The sequence below is a fragment of the Variovorax trehalosi genome (assembly GCF_051216415.1).
GTDB lineage: Bacteria > Pseudomonadota > Gammaproteobacteria > Burkholderiales > Burkholderiaceae_C > Variovorax.
Genome location: NZ_JBPJZG010000001.1, coordinates 1,254,639 through 1,271,771, shown reverse-complemented (window position 1 = coordinate 1,271,771; position 17,133 = coordinate 1,254,639). Strand labels below are relative to the sequence as shown.

At 68.5% G+C, this 17,133-nt stretch carries 15 protein-coding genes; 4 read left to right on the top strand and 11 right to left on the bottom strand.

Going from position 1 to position 17,133, the window contains the following annotated elements; genetic code table 11:
* Nucleotides 1–10: 10 nt before the first annotated feature.
* Together ACSFA7_RS05985 and smc are read right to left on the bottom strand one after the other, a co-directional pair.
* Nucleotides 11–1,111: a cell division protein ZipA C-terminal FtsZ-binding domain-containing protein gene (locus tag ACSFA7_RS05985; RefSeq protein WP_435498510.1), complete on the bottom strand. Its 1,101-nt coding sequence runs from the start codon at nt 1,109–1,111 to the stop codon at nt 11–13.
* 14 nt (nt 1,112–1,125) lie between these two features.
* A complete protein-coding gene (smc, locus tag ACSFA7_RS05980) occupies nt 1,126–4,641 on the bottom strand; it encodes a chromosome segregation protein SMC (protein WP_435498509.1) in 3,516 nt (1,171 codons plus the stop codon).
* 114 nt (nt 4,642–4,755) lie between these two features.
* Between smc and ACSFA7_RS05975 the strand changes: the two genes are divergently transcribed.
* The 4 genes from ACSFA7_RS05975 to ACSFA7_RS05960 all read left to right on the top strand — a co-directional run bounded on the left by ACSFA7_RS05975 (nt 4,756) and on the right by ACSFA7_RS05960 (nt 7,958).
* Nucleotides 4,756–5,514: a hypothetical protein gene (locus ACSFA7_RS05975; RefSeq protein WP_435498508.1), complete on the top strand. Its 759-nt coding sequence runs from the start codon at nt 4,756–4,758 to the stop codon at nt 5,512–5,514.
* 68 nt (nt 5,515–5,582) lie between these two features.
* Nucleotides 5,583–5,903, top strand: a complete 321-nt coding sequence (locus ACSFA7_RS05970) for a helix-turn-helix domain-containing protein (protein ID WP_435498507.1) — start codon at nt 5,583–5,585, stop codon at nt 5,901–5,903.
* Entirely contained in the window at nt 5,900–7,192 is a 1,293-nt protein-coding gene (locus ACSFA7_RS05965; protein ID WP_435498506.1) for a type II toxin-antitoxin system HipA family toxin, read from the top strand. The genes ACSFA7_RS05970 and ACSFA7_RS05965 overlap by 4 nt, the downstream gene beginning before the upstream one ends.
* Nucleotides 7,193–7,265: 73 nt before the next feature.
* Nucleotides 7,266–7,958 carry a P-loop NTPase family protein gene (locus ACSFA7_RS05960; RefSeq protein WP_013541643.1) on the top strand — a complete coding sequence of 231 codons (693 nt, stop codon included), beginning with the start codon at nt 7,266–7,268 and terminating at the stop codon, nt 7,956–7,958.
* Between the two features lie 4 nt (nt 7,959–7,962).
* Here the strand turns inward: ACSFA7_RS05960 and fabG are convergent, their stop codons facing one another.
* The 9 genes from fabG to ACSFA7_RS05915 are packed head-to-tail and all read right to left on the bottom strand — an operon-like array spanning nt 7,963 to nt 17,133.
* Complete coding sequence (gene fabG / locus ACSFA7_RS05955) at nt 7,963–8,694, bottom strand: 3-oxoacyl-ACP reductase FabG (protein ID WP_435498505.1); 732 nt, start codon at nt 8,692–8,694, stop codon at nt 7,963–7,965.
* Nucleotides 8,691–9,161 carry a hotdog family protein gene (locus tag ACSFA7_RS05950; RefSeq protein ID WP_435498504.1) on the bottom strand — a complete coding sequence of 157 codons (471 nt, stop codon included), beginning with the start codon at nt 9,159–9,161 and terminating at the stop codon, nt 8,691–8,693. Before ACSFA7_RS05950 ends, fabG begins: the two co-directional genes overlap by 4 nt.
* The gene (locus ACSFA7_RS05945; RefSeq protein ID WP_435498898.1) at nt 9,158–9,907 is read right to left on the bottom strand and encodes a class I SAM-dependent methyltransferase; all 750 of its coding nucleotides are present in this window, start codon (nt 9,905–9,907) and stop codon (nt 9,158–9,160) included. The genes ACSFA7_RS05950 and ACSFA7_RS05945 overlap by 4 nt, the downstream gene beginning before the upstream one ends.
* Nucleotides 9,908–9,915: 8 nt before the next feature.
* A complete protein-coding gene (locus ACSFA7_RS05940; RefSeq protein WP_435498503.1) occupies nt 9,916–10,755 on the bottom strand; it encodes a polysaccharide deacetylase family protein in 840 nt (279 codons plus the stop codon).
* A complete protein-coding gene (locus tag ACSFA7_RS05935) occupies nt 10,755–13,157 on the bottom strand; it encodes an MMPL family transporter (protein WP_435498502.1) in 2,403 nt (800 codons plus the stop codon). The genes ACSFA7_RS05940 and ACSFA7_RS05935 overlap by 1 nt, the downstream gene beginning before the upstream one ends.
* A complete protein-coding gene (locus ACSFA7_RS05930; protein ID WP_435498501.1) occupies nt 13,154–13,756 on the bottom strand; it encodes a LolA-related protein in 603 nt (200 codons plus the stop codon). The genes ACSFA7_RS05935 and ACSFA7_RS05930 overlap by 4 nt, the downstream gene beginning before the upstream one ends.
* A gap of 13 nt (nt 13,757–13,769) precedes the next feature.
* Nucleotides 13,770–14,765 (bottom strand): acyl-CoA synthetase, encoded by a 996-nt coding sequence (locus tag ACSFA7_RS05925; RefSeq protein WP_435498500.1) that lies wholly within the window; start codon nt 14,763–14,765, stop codon nt 13,770–13,772.
* Nucleotides 14,765–16,474 (bottom strand): AMP-binding protein, encoded by a 1,710-nt coding sequence (locus ACSFA7_RS05920; RefSeq protein ID WP_435498499.1) that lies wholly within the window; start codon nt 16,472–16,474, stop codon nt 14,765–14,767. The genes ACSFA7_RS05925 and ACSFA7_RS05920 overlap by 1 nt, the downstream gene beginning before the upstream one ends.
* 14 nt (nt 16,475–16,488) lie before the next feature.
* Complete coding sequence (locus ACSFA7_RS05915; protein WP_435498498.1) at nt 16,489–17,133, bottom strand: COG4648 family protein; 645 nt, start codon at nt 17,131–17,133, stop codon at nt 16,489–16,491.

Here is a 17,133-nt window from a genome sequence, read left to right as displayed (position 1 = left end):
AAAAATCGGATCAGCTGAAGAGTCGGCGGGCCAGGGGTGAGCCGGCCGCCAGATCACGCGCATCGAGCGTGTCGTAGAGCTGCTCCAGGTCGTTGCCGATGACGTCCATCGTCTCGTCGCGCAGCAACTGGCCGTCGCTGTCGGTCACCACGCCGTCCATTTCGCGCGCGAGCGTAGCGGCAGCTTCACGCATGCGGCGGAACGGCTCTTCGGTGCGATCGACCTGCGGCACGTCCAGGCTCAGGCTGAGTTCGCGGATGGCCGATTGCGCCGGGTCATCGGCCAGCGCGGCCTGAGTGTCGAAAGCAAGGCCAAGGATTGGCGGCAATCCGACCTCCCCGGTCGGCAGCACCATTCGCCCCGGGATGATCCCGGCCACGAAACCGAGCCGCGCGGCGTTCTGCTGCACATAGCCCGGGCTCCAGGCCGCGTGCAGCGCGCGCAGCACGAAACCAAGTTGCGCATCGTGCGCGCTCGCGAACTGGTCGAGCTCGCGGGCGCGGGCCACTTCGTCGAGCATCTCGGGAAATTCGGGCGAACCGTTGACCGCGTCGGCAAAGGCCTGGGCCTTGACCACGAATTCGGAGTACTCGATCTCGTTGAGCGCCCCCGTGCGGTTGGCCAGCTGCACGCCGACCTGGAAGGCGCTGTAGCGCTGCCCGGCCACGGGCGGCTCCCACTGGCCGGTGTGCTCGTTGAGGCCTTCGATGGCGACGGGCTTGCTGCCAGCGCGCCGGGTCGGCGGCATGGCGGCGATGGCGGCGTCGCCCGAGGCAAGGCCGTCCAGCGACACCGGGGCGATCACGTCAATCAGCGGGTCGAGCCCGCCGCGCCGTTCGCCGGTGGCCACGGGAACGCCGCTGGGCGCCGGCAGGTCGGGGTCGAACAGAGGCTCATGGCGGTCGTGCGCCGAGAGCTGGTTCGGATCCACATGCAGCATCGGCTCCACGCCGTCGCCCGACGACATCGACCGCTCTACGTCGGCCAGCGCGGCATCGACCGCGTCCGGCTGGCGTGGCGCATTGCGGCGCGACATCAGGGCTTCATAGCCGACGACGGCCGCGAGAACGAGGCCTCCGAGAATGGAGAGAGCGAGAGTGAGGTTGCTCATGCGCGCCGCTCGACTCAGGCGGCCTCGACCATGGAAGCCGCAGCCTCCATGTCCACCGCGACGATGCGCGAGACGCCCTGCTCCTGCATCGTGACGCCGATCAACTGCTCGGCCATTTCCATGGCGATCTTGTTGTGGCTGATGAAGAGGAACTGGGTTTCGCGGCTCATGGCTGTCACGAGTTTGGCATAGCGCTCCGTGTTCGCGTCGTCCAGCGGCGCGTCCACTTCGTCCAGCAGACAGAAAGGCGCCGGGTTGAGCTGGAAGATCGCAAACACCAGCGCGATGGCCGTGAGCGCCTTCTCGCCGCCCGAGAGCAGGTGGATGGTCTGGTTCTTCTTGCCGGGCGGCTGCGCGAGCACCTGCACGCCGGCATCGAGGATTTCGTCGCCCGTCATCACGAGCCGTGCGTTGCCGCCGCCGAAGAGCTCGGGGAACATCCGGCTGAAGTGCTCGTTGACGATCTTGAAGGTGCCGCCGAGCAGGTCGCGCGTTTCGGCGTCGATCTTGCGGATGGCGTCTTCGAGCGTGCCGATGGCTTCGTTCAGGTCGGCGGACTGGGCGTCGAGGAAGGTCTTGCGCTCGCTCGCGATCGCAAGTTCGTCGAGCGCGGCGAGGTTCACGGCACCCAGTGCGACCACTTCGCGGTTGAGGCGGTCGATTTCGCTCTGCAGACCGGTAAGGCGCACCTTGTCGGTCTCGATGGATTGCGCGATGGCTTCGAGGTCGGCGCCGGCATCTTCCAGCAGTTGCTGGTACTGCTCGACACCCAGGCGAGCAGCCTGTTCCTTGAGCTGGAATTCGGTGATGCGCTGGCGCAGCGGATCGAGCTCGCGCTCCAGCTGCAGGCGGCGCTCGTCGCTGGCGCGCAGCTTGAGCGTGAGATCGTCGTACTGGCTGCGCGATGCGCCGAGCGCGGTTTCGCGTTCGAGCTTGAGCGACAGCGCATCCTGCAGGCCGGCTTGCGCGGCGGCATCGGAGAGCCGGCCCAGCTCGGCGCGGGCGCGCTCGTCTTCGTCGGTGAGCGCCACCACCTGTTGCGAGGCAGTCTCGATCGCGCGGTTCAATTCCGCGCGGCGGGCTTCGAGCGTGCGCTGCGAGAAGGTCGCTTCCTGCGCCTGCCGTTCGAGGCTGCGGTGCTGCTCGCGGCTGGCATTCAGCGCGCGGCCGGCTTCGATCACGCGCTCGTCGAGCTGGGCGTGGCGCTCCTGGCTGTCGGCCAGTTGCATGTCGAGCTCTTCGAAGCGGCCTTCGGCGGCGATGCGCTTCTCCTGCAGTTCTTCGAGCTGCGCATCGACTTCGCCGAGGTCGGAAGCCAGCTGCTGGCTGCGCGCACGCGTCTGCTCGGCAAGCTGGGTCATGCGCAGGGTCTCGACCTGCAATTCGTGGGCGCGCGATTGGGTGTCGGCGGCTTCGCGGCGCGCGGTCACGAGGCGCTGGGCGGCGTCGCCATAGGCGGCCTCCGCACGGATCAGCGCGGTGCGCGCTTCTTCGTTGATGAGCGTCTGGGCCTTGAGCTGGCGCTCCAGGTTTTCCATTTCCTGCTGGCGGGCCAAGAGGCCAGCCTGCTCGGAATCAGGCGCATAGAAGTTGACGCTGTGCGAGGACACGGCGTGGCCGCTCTGCACATAGATGACTTCGCCCGGCTGCAGCGTGGCGCGCTGCGCCAGTGCTTCTTCGAAGCTGGAGGCGGTGTAGCAGCCGTGGAGCCAGTCGTTCAGCAAGGCTTGCTGGCCGGCATCGTTCAGCCGCAGAAGGCTCGACAGCCGCGGCAGCGTCGCCGCGCCCTGAGGCGCACCGGCCGACGGCGGGCTGTAGAACGCCAGCTTGGCCGGCGGTGCGTCGTTGCCGAAGGCGCGGACCATGTCGAGCCGGCTGACTTCGAGCGCGCCCAGGCGCTCGCGGAGGGCCGCTTCGAGCGCGCTCTCCCAGCCTTGCTCGATGTGGATGCGGCTCCACAGGCCCTGCAGGCCGTCCAGGCCGTGCTTGGCGAGCCAGGGGGCCAGCTTGCCGTCGGTCTTGACCTTCTCCTGCAGCGCACGGAGCGCCTCAAGCCGCGCCGAGAACTCGGCGTGGCGCGCACCTTCGGTGTTGACGGCCTGCTGCTTCGCGCGGCGGTCGTCGTCCAGTTGCGGCACGGCTTCCTGCAGCTCGTGCAGGCGGGCCTCGGCTTCGCTGGCGGTTTCCTGCGCGGCGGCCAGTTGCTCCTGCATGTCGAGCAGGCGGGCCTCGTCGGGTGCGGCCAGCGCGTTCTGGTCGGCGCGCAGGCGCTCGCTGCGCTGCGTGAGCTGGCGGCTCTGGTCTTCGATGTTGCGCTGGTCGGCGGCCAGCACCTGGATCTGCTGCTGCACCTGCGACACGGTCGTGCGCTGGCTGTTGGCCTCGTCCTGGGCACGCTGCACGGCTTCTTCGAGCTCGGGCATGCGCGCGTCGTGTTCCTCGAGCTGGGCGGCCAGAAGGATCGCCTGCTCTTCGGCATCGACGCCCTTGCCGGCCAGCGTTTCGATCTCGGTCTCTGCCTCTTCGCGGCGCGTGCCCCACTGGCCCATCTGCTCGCGCAACTGGACCAGCCGCTGCTCGACGCGCTGGCGGCCTTCGACCACGAAGCGGATCTCGCCTTCGAGCCGGCCCACTTCGGCGCTGGCCTCGTAGAGCTTGCCCTGCGCCTGGTTGACCTGGTCGCCGGCCGCGTAGTGGGCCTGGCGCACGGTTTCGAGTTCGGCTTCGATGTGGCGCAAGTCGGCGGTGCGCGATTCGAGGTCGTTGATCGCCTTTTCCGAATCGGACTTGATCTTGGCCTGGTCGGCATCGCTCTCGCTGCGCTTCAGGAACCACAGCTGGTGCTGCTTCTTCGTGGCGTCGCCCTGCAGCGTGTTGTAGCGCGCGGCCACCTCGGCCTGCTTCTCGAGCTTCTCGAGGTTGGCGTTGAGTTCGCGCAAGATGTCTTCGACACGCGTGAGGTTCTCGCGCGTGTCGCCCAGGCGGTTTTCTGTCTCGCGGCGGCGCTCCTTGTACTTGGAGACGCCGGCTGCTTCCTCGAGGAACAGGCGCAGTTCCTCGGGCTTGGATTCGATGATCCGGCTGATCGTGCCCTGGCCGATGATGGCGTAGGCACGGGGCCCGAGGCCGGTGCCCAGGAACACGTCCTGCACGTCGCGGCGGCGCACCGGCTGGTTGTTGATGTAGTAGCTGCTGGTGCCGTCGCGCGTCAGCACGCGCCGCACCGCGATTTCGCCGAACTGGTTCCACTGGCCGCCGGCGCGGTGGTCGGCGTTGTCGAACACCAGTTCGACGCTCGAACGGCTGGCCTGCTTGCGGGTGGTCGTGCCGTTGAAGATCACGTCCTGCATCGACTCGCCGCGCAGCTCCGACGCGCGGGATTCGCCGAGCACCCAACGCACCGCATCCATGATGTTCGACTTGCCGCAACCGTTGGGCCCGACCACGCCGACCAATTGGCCCGGCAGCAGGAAGTTGGTGGGTTCGGCGAACGACTTGAAGCCCGAGAGCTTGATGGAATTGAGACGCACGACTTGTCGGCCTGCCTTGGCATTAACGCCAAGGTATTGATTTGTAAGGAAAAATGCACGGGCCCGCAGCTTGAAGCGAGCCGCCGCCCCAGTCTTGGATGATAACGTCAGGGCATGAGTGTTTCTCCGGTTTTACCCCTTGCGGCGCGACGCACCTGCCTCCTGGCCGGTGCTGCTTCCTTGTTCGGCCTGGCGGGCTGCTCTTCATTCCGCTCGACCGAGCGCGCGGAGCCCTATGCCAATCAGGAATGGCTGCAATCCGGCGCCAATCGCATCGCCAATCTCTCCTTGCGCGACAACCTGCAGTCGATACGGCGCGTGCAGACCACGCTCTACAAACGCAACCCGCGGGAATGGCGCAAGTCGGCAGCCAGCATCGACGAAGCCAGCCAGCGGACTTGGGACGCGGTCCTGAAAGGCCCCGACCTGCCCGAGTTGCGCGGCGCCACCGGCATCGAGGCCATCCGGCTGGCGTTCGAGACGGGGCCGCAGCCCTACCAGGGCGACCGGGTCGCGGCGCTGGTGGTCGGCTGGGCCTCGTTGCTCAAGCAGGCCAATGGCGGCACCTGGGAGCAGACCATGATCGACGGCGTCGATGCCGAGAACAGCTACCGGGCCGCGCGCAATTTCGAGATCTCGCTCTGGCTGATCTCCTCCAAGACCGGCCCCGACGGCCAGCCGCTGCTGCTGGCCACCGAGATCAGCGAGCGCGGCCGCAACCTCGTGGCCGACCGGGAACTGTCGAAAGTGGTGGCCCGACTCGATCTGCTGGCCGCGCAGGCCGACGAGAAATACCGCCGTGCGGCGCTCGATTTCGGGCAGAACTGGGTCATGGGCGTGGTCATGCCCTTTTTCACGATGCTGCCGAAATAGGCCCGTCGAACCGCATGAATTTTTGGGAAATACATTTCCCAAAATTCCATTTGCGGTAATATATTTCCGTGAACAAGCAGGAACTCATCACCACCCTGGCCGCGCGGCGCGATGCCGCGGGCCTCTCGACCGCCGAGATCGCGCTGCGTTCGGGACTGACCGAGCGCTCGGTGCGCAATGCCTTGAGCCTCCAAGGCAATCCGCAGCTGTCGTCGCTGCTCGCGCTGGTCGATGCGCTCGGGCTCGAACTGCAGTTGGCGCCCAAGGGCTTCGGCGAAACCGCGGCCACCGATCCCGGCTACCGACCCGTCACCACCCGCGTGGGTCATGCGGTCGCGCAGGCTCCGGCTCCGCCGCCCTACACCAACAACAAGCGCCGCTCGCCATGAACGTCAAGATCCTCGAGATCTCGCTCGGCACGCGGCGCTTCGGCAAGCTCTTCCAGTACGCGGACCTCTGCCGCTTCGTGGCGGAGCCCGAACTGATCGCCGCGCCGCCGCCGGAGGTGCTGTCCCTCTCGATGGTGGCGAGCGACCCCGCCACGCAGGCCGCCCTCTGGAGCGACGTGAAGAACCCGCTCTTCAATGCCCAGGGCGGACAGCTTCCCCGCTTCTTCCAGAACCTGCTGCCCGAAGGCGTGCTGCGCAGCCACATCGCGCAGTTGCGCGGTTGCCGGGAAAACGATCACTTCGAACTGCTCGCAGCCTGCGGTGGCGACCTGCCCGGCGCGGTGAGCGCCAAGCCGGTGTCGGTGGACCGCGGCACGCTGCAGCGGCTCATCACCCAGGATCAAGACGCGCTCGAGATGTCCGTGGTCGAGCTGCCGATGCCGCAGGGCATCTCGGTGTCGGGCGTGCAACCCAAGCTGGGCCTGCGCCGCCAGGGCGGGCGCTACGTGGCGCGCACGCGGGCCGGTGCGAGCACGCGCGTGATCGCCAAGCTGCCGGTGGCCGGACGGCCGCACATGCCGCAGCTGGAAATGCTCTCGCTCCAGATGGCGGGCGCCGCGGGTGTCGAGGTGTGCAATGCCGAACTCGCGCCGCTCTCGGCCATCAAGGCCGAGCACAGCTACGCATTGCCCGACGAGCCCGACTTCCTGGCCGTGACGCGCTTCGACCGCGACGGTGCGCGCCGCATCCATTTCGAGGACTTCGCGCAGGTGCTCGCCGTGGACCCGATGCACAAGTACAGCGCGAGCTACCTCGACATGGCGCTCGCGATGCAGGCCTTCCCCTCGCTGGGCGAGGACGCGGTGCTCGAACTCGTGCGGCGCCTCGCGGTGAACGACCTGCTCGGCAACCCCGACGCCCACCTGAAGAACTTCGGTGTGCTGTACGCCGACGGCATCGCGCCGCGGCTGGCGCCGGCCTACGACATCGTGGCGTACGCAGCGATCCAGGGCGTCGACGGCCATGCGCTTCCTCTCTTTCCGGCGAACACCGCAGCACCCCGGCGCACCGCCCTCTTCACGCCCGCCAACGTGCGCGCCTTCTGCTTCTCGACCGGGCTGCACGAACCGCTGGTGCGGCGCGTGATCTCCGACACGGCACGGCTCGCGCGCAGTCTCTGGCCCGAAATGATCGACGCCTCGACACTGCCCGCCCCATGGAAAAATCGACTGCAGCAGCGCTTGCAGGCACACCCCTTGCTGCAAAGCATGGCCAAGCGCGGCAAATAGACAAACGGAAAAACACGCCCCCTAGAATGATTCAGCCCTTCACCCCTCAACCCATTCGAGGCAGCAGCAACTCATGAGCTCCATCAATTTCATCGGCGGCGAAAAAGGCGGTGTCGGCAAGTCGGTCACGGCGCGCGTCCTGGCGCAGTACTTCATCGACCGCAGCCGCCCTTTCACCGGCTTCGACACCGACCGTTCGCACAGCTCGTTCACCCGCTTCTACGAAGGCTTTGCCTCGCCCGTCGTGGTCGACAGCTACGAAGGACTCGACACGGTCGTGAACGGCTTCGAGAGCAACCCGAAGCAAAGCGTGATCGTCGACCTCGCGGCCCAGACGCTGGCGCCGCTGTCGCGTTGGATCAAGGAATCGGATCTGTTCGACGTGTTCGCCGAAATCGGCGTGACGGTCAATTTCTGGCATGTGCTGGACGACGGCAAGGACTCCACCGACCTGCTCGGCACGCTGATCGACACCTTCGGCAACCGGCCCAATTACATCGTGGTGCAGAACTACGGCCGCGGCAGCGATTTCGGGATGCTGCTGGCGTCGCAGTCGCTCTCCAAGGCGAATGCGAACGGTGCGCGGGTCATTGCATTGCCGCGCCTGCACGAAGCCAGCATGCGGAAGATCGATGCGCAGAACACGAGCTTCTGGAAGGCCGTGAACGATCGCGAAGGCGCGCATGCGCTGGGCCTGCTGGAACGCCAGCGCGTGAAGTCGTGGCTGGCTACGGCCTACGCAGCGTTCGACACGCTGCCGCTGTAGCGGCTCAGATCATCCCGCCATTGATCGAGATCACCTGCCCGGTGATATAGGCCGCTTCGTCGCTGGCCAGGAACGAAGCCAGCGCGGCCACTTCCTGCGGCGTTCCCGCCCGCTTCACCGGCACCATCTGGTTGATGACCGCGGGATCGAACACCGCATCCGCCATCGGCGACGCGATGATCCCCGGCGCGATGGCATTGACCGTGACGCCGCGCGACGCCACTTCGAGCGACAGCGCCTTGGTCGCGCTGTTGAGCGCGCCCTTGGCCGCGGCGTAGTTGACCTGCCCGCGGTTGCCCGTGATCGCCGACACCGACGAGATGTTCAGGATGCGCCCCCAGCGCGTGCGCATCATCGGCAGCAGCAACGGCTGCGTCACACGGAAAAAGCCGTTGAGCGACACGTCGATCACCTTGTGCCACTGATCGGCGCGCATGCCCGGCAGCACCGCGTCGTCATGCACACCGGCGTTGTTGACGAGGATCTGGACCGCTCCGCCTTCCAGGATGCGCGCGCACGCAACGGCCGAAGCCTCGTCGCTGCGCAGATCGAACACATGGCATTCCGCCTTGCCGCCTGCCGCCGTGATCGAAGCTGCCAATTGCTCGACGGCTTCCGGCCGCGAGTTGGCGTGCAGCAGCACCGTCGCGCCGTCCCGCGCAAACCGTTCGGCCATGGCCGCGCCGAGTGCGCCGCTGGCGCCCGTGATCAGCGCGCGTTTTCCTTCGAGACTCATGATGCGGTGCTTTCTGTTGCGAGCGGCGTGTTCAGGACCACCACGGCCCGGCCCTCGGCCAGCGTGCGGCCGTCTTCGGCGCTGACCGCGAATTCGTAAAGGATCTGCCGCTCGTCGCCCGACAGGCGCCGGGCCTGCACCTGCAATGCGCCTTCGATGTCGTCCAGCCGCGCGACGGCCAACAGCACATTGCGCGCACTCGCCAGAAAACCGGCCGACGGCGTGCTGCCTTCAGCAGCCAGCAAACCGCCGTGAAGCGCCATGGCCTGCGCCGCATATTCGATGGCGTTCGGCGCCAGCAATCCGCCGGCCGTGCGCAGCGGGTTGTCCGCGAGCCTATGGGTCGTGGTGCTGCAGCGGATCACCTCCGCATCCCAGCCGTCGAGCCGCTCCAGCAGGCACATGCTGCCGCTGTGCGGAATGCGCTGCGCAATGCCTGCGCGGTCGAGCGTCTGCGGCGCCGTCAAGCGGCGGCCTCCAGGTCGGCCACCAGCAGCACGTTGGCGAACGGCGTGCCTTCGCTCATCGGAATGCTCTGCACGCGGAAACCCAGGCGCTGCAGCAACGCCGTCCATTCGGCGAGCGGGCGGCCCCAGGTCGGCGAGACCTTGTGGCCGCGGATGCGCGTCACCGTGCGATCGACCCACTGGCTGATCGCGAAACCACGGCGGCTCGATGCGTCGCCCACGCGCAGCAGCAGCCGCGCCTTCGGGTTGCCCCCGCGCTGGAGTGCATCGCGTACGCGCGTCAAGACGCCTTCCTGCGCCGCGAGGTCCACATAGTGCAGCACGTCGAGGATCACGACCAGGTCGCAGTCGGGCAAGGCGGCTGAGCACATGTCGGCGCACACCAGGCGCGGCGTCGGCTGCAGATGGCCGACCGACGCCTCGGCGCGCGCCACGTCCTTGGGCATCAGCTCGATGCCGGTGTAGTCCACAGCCGCCGGCGTGGCCGGCCATGAAGTGGGCCAGCGCCCCTGCTGCTGCATCGCGCTCATCGACGCCAGCAGGCTCACGAAGAGGCCCTGCCCACAGCCGATGTCGACCACGCGCCGATGCTGCGCATCGATCAGCCCGCGTTCGAGGAGGCCACGGAACACCGGATCGCGCCCGAGCTTGCCGCGTGCGAACTGCCAGGCGAAGGTGCCACCCTTCTTGTAGGGAACGGTCGCGGCTTCATGCAGCTCGCGCCACGCGTTGTCGGTCGATGACATCACGGCGCTCACGACTTCATCCCCTCGGGCAGGGTCACGGCGCGCAATCCATCGGCGCACAAGCGTTCGAGCAACAAGGGCAGTACCTCCAGCAAAACGGGTTGTCCTTCGGCGGTGCGCGCGGCGTTGCCGTCGTGCAGCAACAGGATGTCGCGGGCCTGCAGGTTGCGGGCGAGGCGCGCCATCACCTTGGCGGGGTCGCCTTCACGCGTGTCGAAACCGCGCCGCGTCCAGCTCACGAGCGAAAGGCCCAGGCGGTGCAGCACCGGTTCCAGAAACGGATTGCGCAGCCCGGCAGGCGCGCGGAAACAGGTCGGGCGCTGGCCGGTGACCTCGGTCAGGATGTCCTGTGCCCGCGCAATCTCGCTCGCGAAGCCGCGCGGCCCGAGGAACGAGAAGTTGTGCCGGTGCCGCGCCGTGTGGTTCTGGATGCTGTGGCCGCGCGCCACGATCTCGCGCGCCAGTTCCGGGTGTGCCAGCACGCGTTCGGCGATGCAGAAGAAAGTGGCGCGCTGGCCGTGTGCGTCCAGCAGGTCCAGCACCCGGGGCGTGACTTCGGGCTCCGGCCCGTCGTCGATGGTGATCGCCACTTCGCGTCGCGCCGCCGCCGCCTCGGGCAGCCGCGTGACATTGGGACCCAGCAGGCTGCTGCGCGGCGTGAGCCCGGCGCCGGTGATCAGCGCGTGATTGAGCACGATCGCGCCGATGGCCCACGGCCACGCGCCCGGCACCAGCACGCCCGCGCCGATGGCCGCCACATGCCAGGCCGCGCTTGCGCGCATGGCCGGCGGCCAGGGCCAGGATTCGGGGGTGGCGGTTGCGGAAGACATCGCGGCGGATTTTCCCATCAGGTGCGCTGCTCGGACGGCGTCACATGCCGAGCGAACGCCGCCGACAGCAGCAACGCCAGCAACGCCCCAGGTGCCACCACGCGACCGATGGACGACAACGCCGGGATATCGGATATCGCAATCAGGCCAAACGAGACCACCGTCGTCAGGTTGGCCAGCATCAGCGAGGCCAACGTGTCTTCATCCGCCCGCCCCGTCGTGCGCAGCTGGTCGAAGAACAGCGCGTAGTTCGAGCCCACCGCCACGATCAGCAGCAGCCCCACCAGATGCAGGATGCCGAGCGCAGCCTGCGCCAGCGCCATGCCGCCCAGGGTGAGCATCACCGCGAACACCAGCGGCTGGCACACCGCCAGCAGCCGGCGCCATGAACGCAGGTAGATGCCGAGCAGCACCACCACCGCCAGCGCGCCGAGCAGCACCTGCACGAAGGCCTCGTGCAGATAGCGCTGGTACAGGCTCGCGAGTTCGCGGCCGACATCGACCACCTGCACGTCGGTCGTGCCCGACAGCGCGGCTTCGAGCCGGCCTTGGTCGAATTTCGGGCCGGGGTGCAGCACCAGCAGCGTCGCCCATCCGCCACCCGGGCGCTGGTACATCAGCGTGTTCAGCACGGAGCCGAGCGGCCCGCCGGCCAGGTCGGCGCGCTGCACGGGCTCCAGCTTGCGCGCTGCCTCGACGTCGGCCAGGAAAGGCCCGAGCCGCGAGGCCGGCAGCGGCAGGCCCTTCGTGGCCTCGGCCAGGCTGGCTTGCAGCGTGGCCGCATCAGGCAGGCTTGCGATGCGCGCCGACTGCGCAGCCGCGCTGGGCAGCACGCGCGTGACCGCCTCGTAGCCGACGAGTTCGGCCGTATCGACCAGCGCATCGAGCTTGGCCGCTGCCGCTTCGGTGTTGCGCAGCGCCGCCTGATCGTCGTCGCCGTAAGCCACGACCAGCACGCCACCGTCGCTCGCGCCGATGTCGTTGCGCAGCATCTCGTCGAGCTGCTGGGCCGACTTGGGCACCGGGCTCATCGCCCCCAGGTCGGCGCGCCAGAGGTGCCCGCCCTGCCACAGCACCAGACCCAGCGCAGCCACGCCGAGCGCGGCCAGCGGCCAGCGCAGGCGCGGCAGACCGCGCACCAGCATGCCGGCGACCTGCGCCATGTACTTGCGCATGCCCATGCCGGTCGCGCCATCGGGTGCGAGCATCGGCAGCACGTAGCGCGTGGCCAGCGCGGCGGCGACCAGGCCGGCAATGGAGAACACGCCCAGTTGCGCGAGCCCCGGAAAGCCCGAGAACACCAGCGCCGCGAAGCCGCACACCGAGGTCAGCAGCCCGAGCCGCACGGTGGGCCAATTGAGGTCGCGCCAGCGCTGCCAGCCGGTGCCGGCCACCGCCGCCCCGCGCGCCTGGATCAGGTAATAGATGGCGTAGTCCACCGTCTCGCCGATCAGCGTGCTGCCGAACCCCAGCGTGAGGCCGTGCACCGAGCCGAACACCAGGCTCACGCTCGCGGTGCCGATCACCACGCCCGTCGCCACCGGCAGGAAGGCGATCAGCAGCGCGCGCGGCGACGCAAAGGCCAGCAGCAGCAGCACGCCCATCACGATGCCACCGACGATCGCGAGGTGGATGGCTTCGGTCTTGATCTTGTCGCGGCTCATCACCGAGAACACCGGCGGGCCGCTCAGCAGCAGTTTCGGCTTCGCCTCGCCCATCTCGCGCGTGGCGGCTTCGAAGGCCGCGTGCACCTTCGCGATGGCCACGGCCTGCGCGTCGAGGTCGCTGCCGGCGGCACGCGTGGTGGCGATCATCAGCGCGCGCGGCGCGGTGCGCGACATCCACACGCCGTCTTCGCTGCGCGGCGCGCTCGCGGGCACCAGTTCCATGGCGATGCGCTGCGTCTCGCCGGTCGGGTCGCGGTCGAGGAAGGGCTTGATCACGTTGCCGGCCGGCGTGCCGAGCATCGACAGCGTTTCGTTGATCGCGTCGCGCAAGCCTGCGGCGGTGAACTGCGCAGGCGTGACGCCTGGCGACAGCTGATAGCGGTGCTGGAACACCCAGGTGCCGGCCTCGCTCCAGTCGCCGACGTCGCCGTTCTGGATCAGGTCGAAGAGCTGGCTCTCGCGCATGACCTTCGCCGTGGCACGCGACGCCGCGGCGCGCTGCTCGGCGCTGCCGCCTTCGATGCCCAGCATCAGCGTGCGCGAGGCAACGCCGCTTTGCAGCTGCTCGATCAGCACGCGCTGCCGCAGGTCCGGGCTCTTGGGCAGGAACGCCGAGAGATCGGCGCCGATCTGCGTGCGCGCAATGACGACGGCACCGCACAACAGCACCAGCAGCCACGCGATCAGCACGACGGCCCTGCGCCGCCAGCCCGGCGGGCCGCCGGCCTGCGGTGCCGCAGTCACGGCGGTCACGGTGTGGTGCGTCCGGCCGCGCCGGACGGGGCCGCGTTGGTGGCCGGCGCCGCAGGCGCGTTCGGCGAGATGGTCATGACCGAGCGATCACCGCCGATGAATTCCATCTCCAGCCCCAGCACGTCGCTCGCGCTGCCAGTGATGCGGATGCTGCGCACCTGCGCGGCGAGCCGGCTGTCCATGGGCGCGAGGTCGAGCGTCCATTTGGTCGGCGCGCCCGTCACCGTGCTCTTGAAGTAGCGCTGCAGCGTGGCGCCGTCGCCGCTCAGCGTGCCGCGCATGGCTTCCACCAGGCCGAGCAGCTCGGGCATGCTGTCCAGTGCCAGCGTGCGGTTGCGGCCGCCGCGAGACAGGGTCAGGGTGTTGCCGTCGACCGCCATGGTCTCGATGCGCGGCGACAGCGTGCGGCGCACGAGCTTGTCGGGTGCATCGAAGCTCAGCGTGCCGCTCGCATCGAGCGGGCCTTCCAGGCCGTGCACGAAGCGTTGTTCGGTGAAGCGGGCCTCGCCGCTCTTCTGCTTGGCCAAGAGGCCCATCAGCTCGGACAGGTCGAACGCCCACGCCGGCGCAGCGCAGAAAGCCACCGCCAACAAGAACACCCTGCAAAGCCGGTCAAGCCGCATCTTCGAGCCAGAAATCATGAAAGTTGAACCAGTTGTACGGATAAGCGCGGCACAGCGCCTCCAGGCGCGCGACGTAGGCCTCGACCGCGGCACGGATGCGCCGCTCGCGGTCCGCGGCGTCGGCCGCCGGCTCGGCGAAGTCGGCCAGCGGATCGAACCGGACATCGTAGCGGGCACCGCCACCGTAGAGGCCGGCCATGAAGAACACCTTGCGGCGCAGCAGTGCCGCGAGCCGGAACGGCCCGTCGTTGAAGGCGGCGGGTTGACCGAGGAACGGCAGCACGATGTTGTGGCCGCGATGGTGCGAGGGCTGGTCCTCGCTGCCCGGCAGGGTGCGGTCGGCCAGCATGCCGCCCAGGCCCCCGTCGTCGAGCCAGTCGCGCAGCGCGAGCATCGAATTCGGCCGGCCGAGCGCGATCACATGGGGCCGCATCTCGGGCACCGCGATGTGGTTGAGGATGGCCGTGATGCGCTGCGCGTTGTCCGGATACATCAGCATCGCGAGGCGCAGGCTCTTCTGGTGCGTGTGATTCTTGCAGGCACCCATGACCTCGAAGCTGCCCACATGCGCACCGAGCAGGAAAGCGCCCCGCCCTTCGGCCGCCTCGGTTTCGAGCGGAACATTGCCCGCGATCGTCAGCTTGAAGAGGTCCATGCGCCCGCGCAGGAAGTACACCCGATCGAGCACTGTCGACGAAAACGCGTGCAGCAACCGGTAGCCATCGATCCAGCCCGCATGCGGGCCGATGGCCCTGAACAGGTAGCGCTTGATCTGCCGGCGCGGCGCGGGCGCGAACAGCAGGAAGTACAGGCTGATCGGCGGCAGCAGCAGCCGCGTGACGTGGCGCCCGCACACCAGGGCCATGAAGCAGATGAAGCGCAGCGCCAGCATGTTGCTGCGCTCGGGCGCCTGGGTCCAGCCGCTCTTCTGTGCGGTCTGGGCCGCCTCGTTGACGGCGCGGGTTTCGGCGTCGGTGTGCTTCATCACGCAGACTCTTGCACGGCGGTCCAACGGCCGGTGACAGCCACCACGCCGTCGCAGCGCACGTCGAAACGCACGCCGCGGCCGGCACCGGCTTCCGGCTGCAGTTCGATGGAAAGCGTGCTCCCGGGTCGCACCGGCGCAAGGAACTTGGCCGCTGCGAGCGTCGGGTTCGCTCCGAGCCGTGCGACCAGCGCCGGCACGCGCTGGATGGCCTCCATGACCTCGGCCAGCACCAGCGCACCGGGCAGCAGCGGCTGGCCGGGGAAATGGCCGGCGAAAGAAGGATGGTCGGCGGGCACCGTGTGGGCGATCTTCACCGGCGTGTCGTCTTCCGCAAGCTGCGCCAGCGCGAATTCGCGCAGCGCCCGCACCGTGAGCTTACCGGTGCCTTCGCGCGGAAAGGACTTCACCTGCACCACGCGCCGCGGCACGAACACCGCCTCGAGGCGCTGCCGCAGCGCAGCGATGATCGCGCCCGCCGTCAGCGTGGGCGCCACCACGAAGGCTATCGGCCGTACCACGCCGTCGGCCACTTCGTCGGGCAGCCAGAAGGCGCCGTCGTCGACGCCGGGAATGCTGTTCAGGTGGTAGTTCAGGTGCGCGAGCGAACTGCGCCGGCCGGCCACGTGGATCAGGTCGTTCGCGCGGCCGAATAGGCGAAAGCGCTGGTCGTCCAGCAGTTCGAGCACGTCGGCCAGCGGCGTCGGCTCGGGCAGGAAGTCGCCTTCGAAGATGAAGCGCTCCGGACCATCGCCCTCGCCCGGCTCCGCACGCACGCGGATCTGGCCGAAGTTTTCCCAGATGTCGCTTTCGGTCGTGCGGCGCGTGGCGACCTGGCCCGACTCGGTGCTGCCGTAGATTTCGAGCAGCACGCCGCCCATGGCCTGCTCGGCCTGGAGCGCGAGTTGCGGCGAGAGCGGCGCGGTGGCCGAGAGGATCAGGTCCACCGGCGGCAGCTCGATGCCCGAGAGCAGCAGCGTCTTCAGGTGGAACGGCGTGGTCACCAGTGCGCGCGGGCGCGGCACCGAGGCCAGTGTCTGTGCCACGTCGGCCGGAAAGAATGGCCGCCCGCTTTCGAAAGCGGCACCGCCCAGCATCGCCAGCAGCACCGACGATTCGAGCCCGTAGCTGTGCTGCACCGGCACGGTCGCAACCAGCGTGAGGCCTTCGAGCGAAGGACGACCGAGAACGCGGCTGAGCCGCTCGACGGCGACGGCCACGTCGCCCACCAGCGTGCGCCAGGTCTTGGCATGCGGCTGCGGCGCGCCGGTGGAGCCCGAGGTGAGCAGGCTGGCCGCGTGCATCGCGCCGTCGAACGCGGGCACGGTCGCGCTAGCGTCGCCTTCGAGGCTGGAGCGGTCCTCGATCAGCACGCGCTGCATGCCGGGCGTTTGCAGCTTGGTGTCGTCGGTGAGTGCAAAAAGGCGGGTGCCGTGGCTCTCGACCAGGCGCGCCAGCGTGTCGGGCCGCGCGTCGGGCGGCAAGAGGCTCGCATGACCGCGCACGAGCGCGGCGGCGAGGCTGACCGCGAAGGCGTAGCGGTCGACGCACAGGTTGACCGCCGGGCCTTCGGCCGGCAGCACCGGTGCGAAGCGGGCCACGTCGGACAGGAACTGGCGAGTGCTCACGGGCACGCCTGCGCGCCAGGCCAGGGGGGCGTCAGGGTCGCGGTCCGCGAGCAGGGGCAGGAGGGGGTTGTCTGTCGTCACGCGGGCTGCGCCTGTCACCGGGGGCCGGCCCCGTTGTCGATCGTCGAGGTGCCGTAGAAAGCACGCACCGCATCGACGAGCCGGGTGCGCTCGAACTCGGGGTGCAGCCTGTAGCGAATCAGGTGCTCGCCCACGAAAAGCAGGGCCACCGACACCGGCGACAGCACATTGGCCAGCAGCGACCAGGCCGAGAACGGCATCGTCAGGTAGACCACGATCGACGACACGACCACCACCGCGAAATACACGGTCCAGATCTGCGTGAGATGCGTCGTGTAGGACAGCATGTGCCCCTTGAGCGGATGCACGCGCTGCGCGAATTGCGTGATCAGCGGCAGCCCGCGACCACGCAGCGTGGAGCCGAACCAGCCGCACAGGGCGCCGTTGATGCCCACGTGCTGCAGCACATAGAGACGGTTCGGATCGCCCGCTTCACCCAGGAAAACCAGTGAGAACCCGCCGATGCCCAGTACCAGTGCCACCGCAAAACCCCAGCGGCCGAACCAGCTGGCGGCCATGCCCATGGCCGCAATCCAGAGCGGCCCGAGCAAGACCACCACCGCCCACGGCTCGGTGGCGTGGAACAGGGTCATCCAGTGAGAGAGGCCGGCATAAGCCACTCCCACCAGCAGCAGGAGCGCCAGTCGCCATCGTGACAT

Excerpts from the sequence above, each read along its gene's own strand:
- ACSFA7_RS05985 (WP_435498510.1), bottom strand. The coding sequence starts at position 1,111 with ATGAGCAACCTCACTCTCGCTCTCTCCATTCTCGGAGGCCTCGTTCTC.
- ACSFA7_RS05975 (WP_435498508.1), top strand. The coding sequence starts at position 4,756 with ATGAGTGTTTCTCCGGTTTTACCCCTTGCGGCGCGACGCACCTGCCTC.
- ACSFA7_RS05965 (WP_435498506.1), top strand. The coding sequence starts at position 5,900 with ATGAACGTCAAGATCCTCGAGATCTCGCTCGGCACGCGGCGCTTCGGC.
- ACSFA7_RS05960 (WP_013541643.1), top strand. The coding sequence starts at position 7,266 with ATGAGCTCCATCAATTTCATCGGCGGCGAAAAAGGCGGTGTCGGCAAG.
- fabG (WP_435498505.1), bottom strand. The coding sequence starts at position 8,694 with ATGAGTCTCGAAGGAAAACGCGCGCTGATCACGGGCGCCAGCGGCGCA.
- ACSFA7_RS05945 (WP_435498898.1), bottom strand. The coding sequence starts at position 9,907 with ATGTCATCGACCGACAACGCGTGGCGCGAGCTGCATGAAGCCGCGACC.
- ACSFA7_RS05940 (WP_435498503.1), bottom strand. The coding sequence starts at position 10,755 with ATGGGAAAATCCGCCGCGATGTCTTCCGCAACCGCCACCCCCGAATCC.
- ACSFA7_RS05925 (WP_435498500.1), bottom strand. The coding sequence starts at position 14,765 with ATGAAGCACACCGACGCCGAAACCCGCGCCGTCAACGAGGCGGCCCAG.
- ACSFA7_RS05915 (WP_435498498.1), bottom strand. The coding sequence starts at position 17,133 with ATGTCACGATGGCGACTGGCGCTCCTGCTGCTGGTGGGAGTGGCTTAT.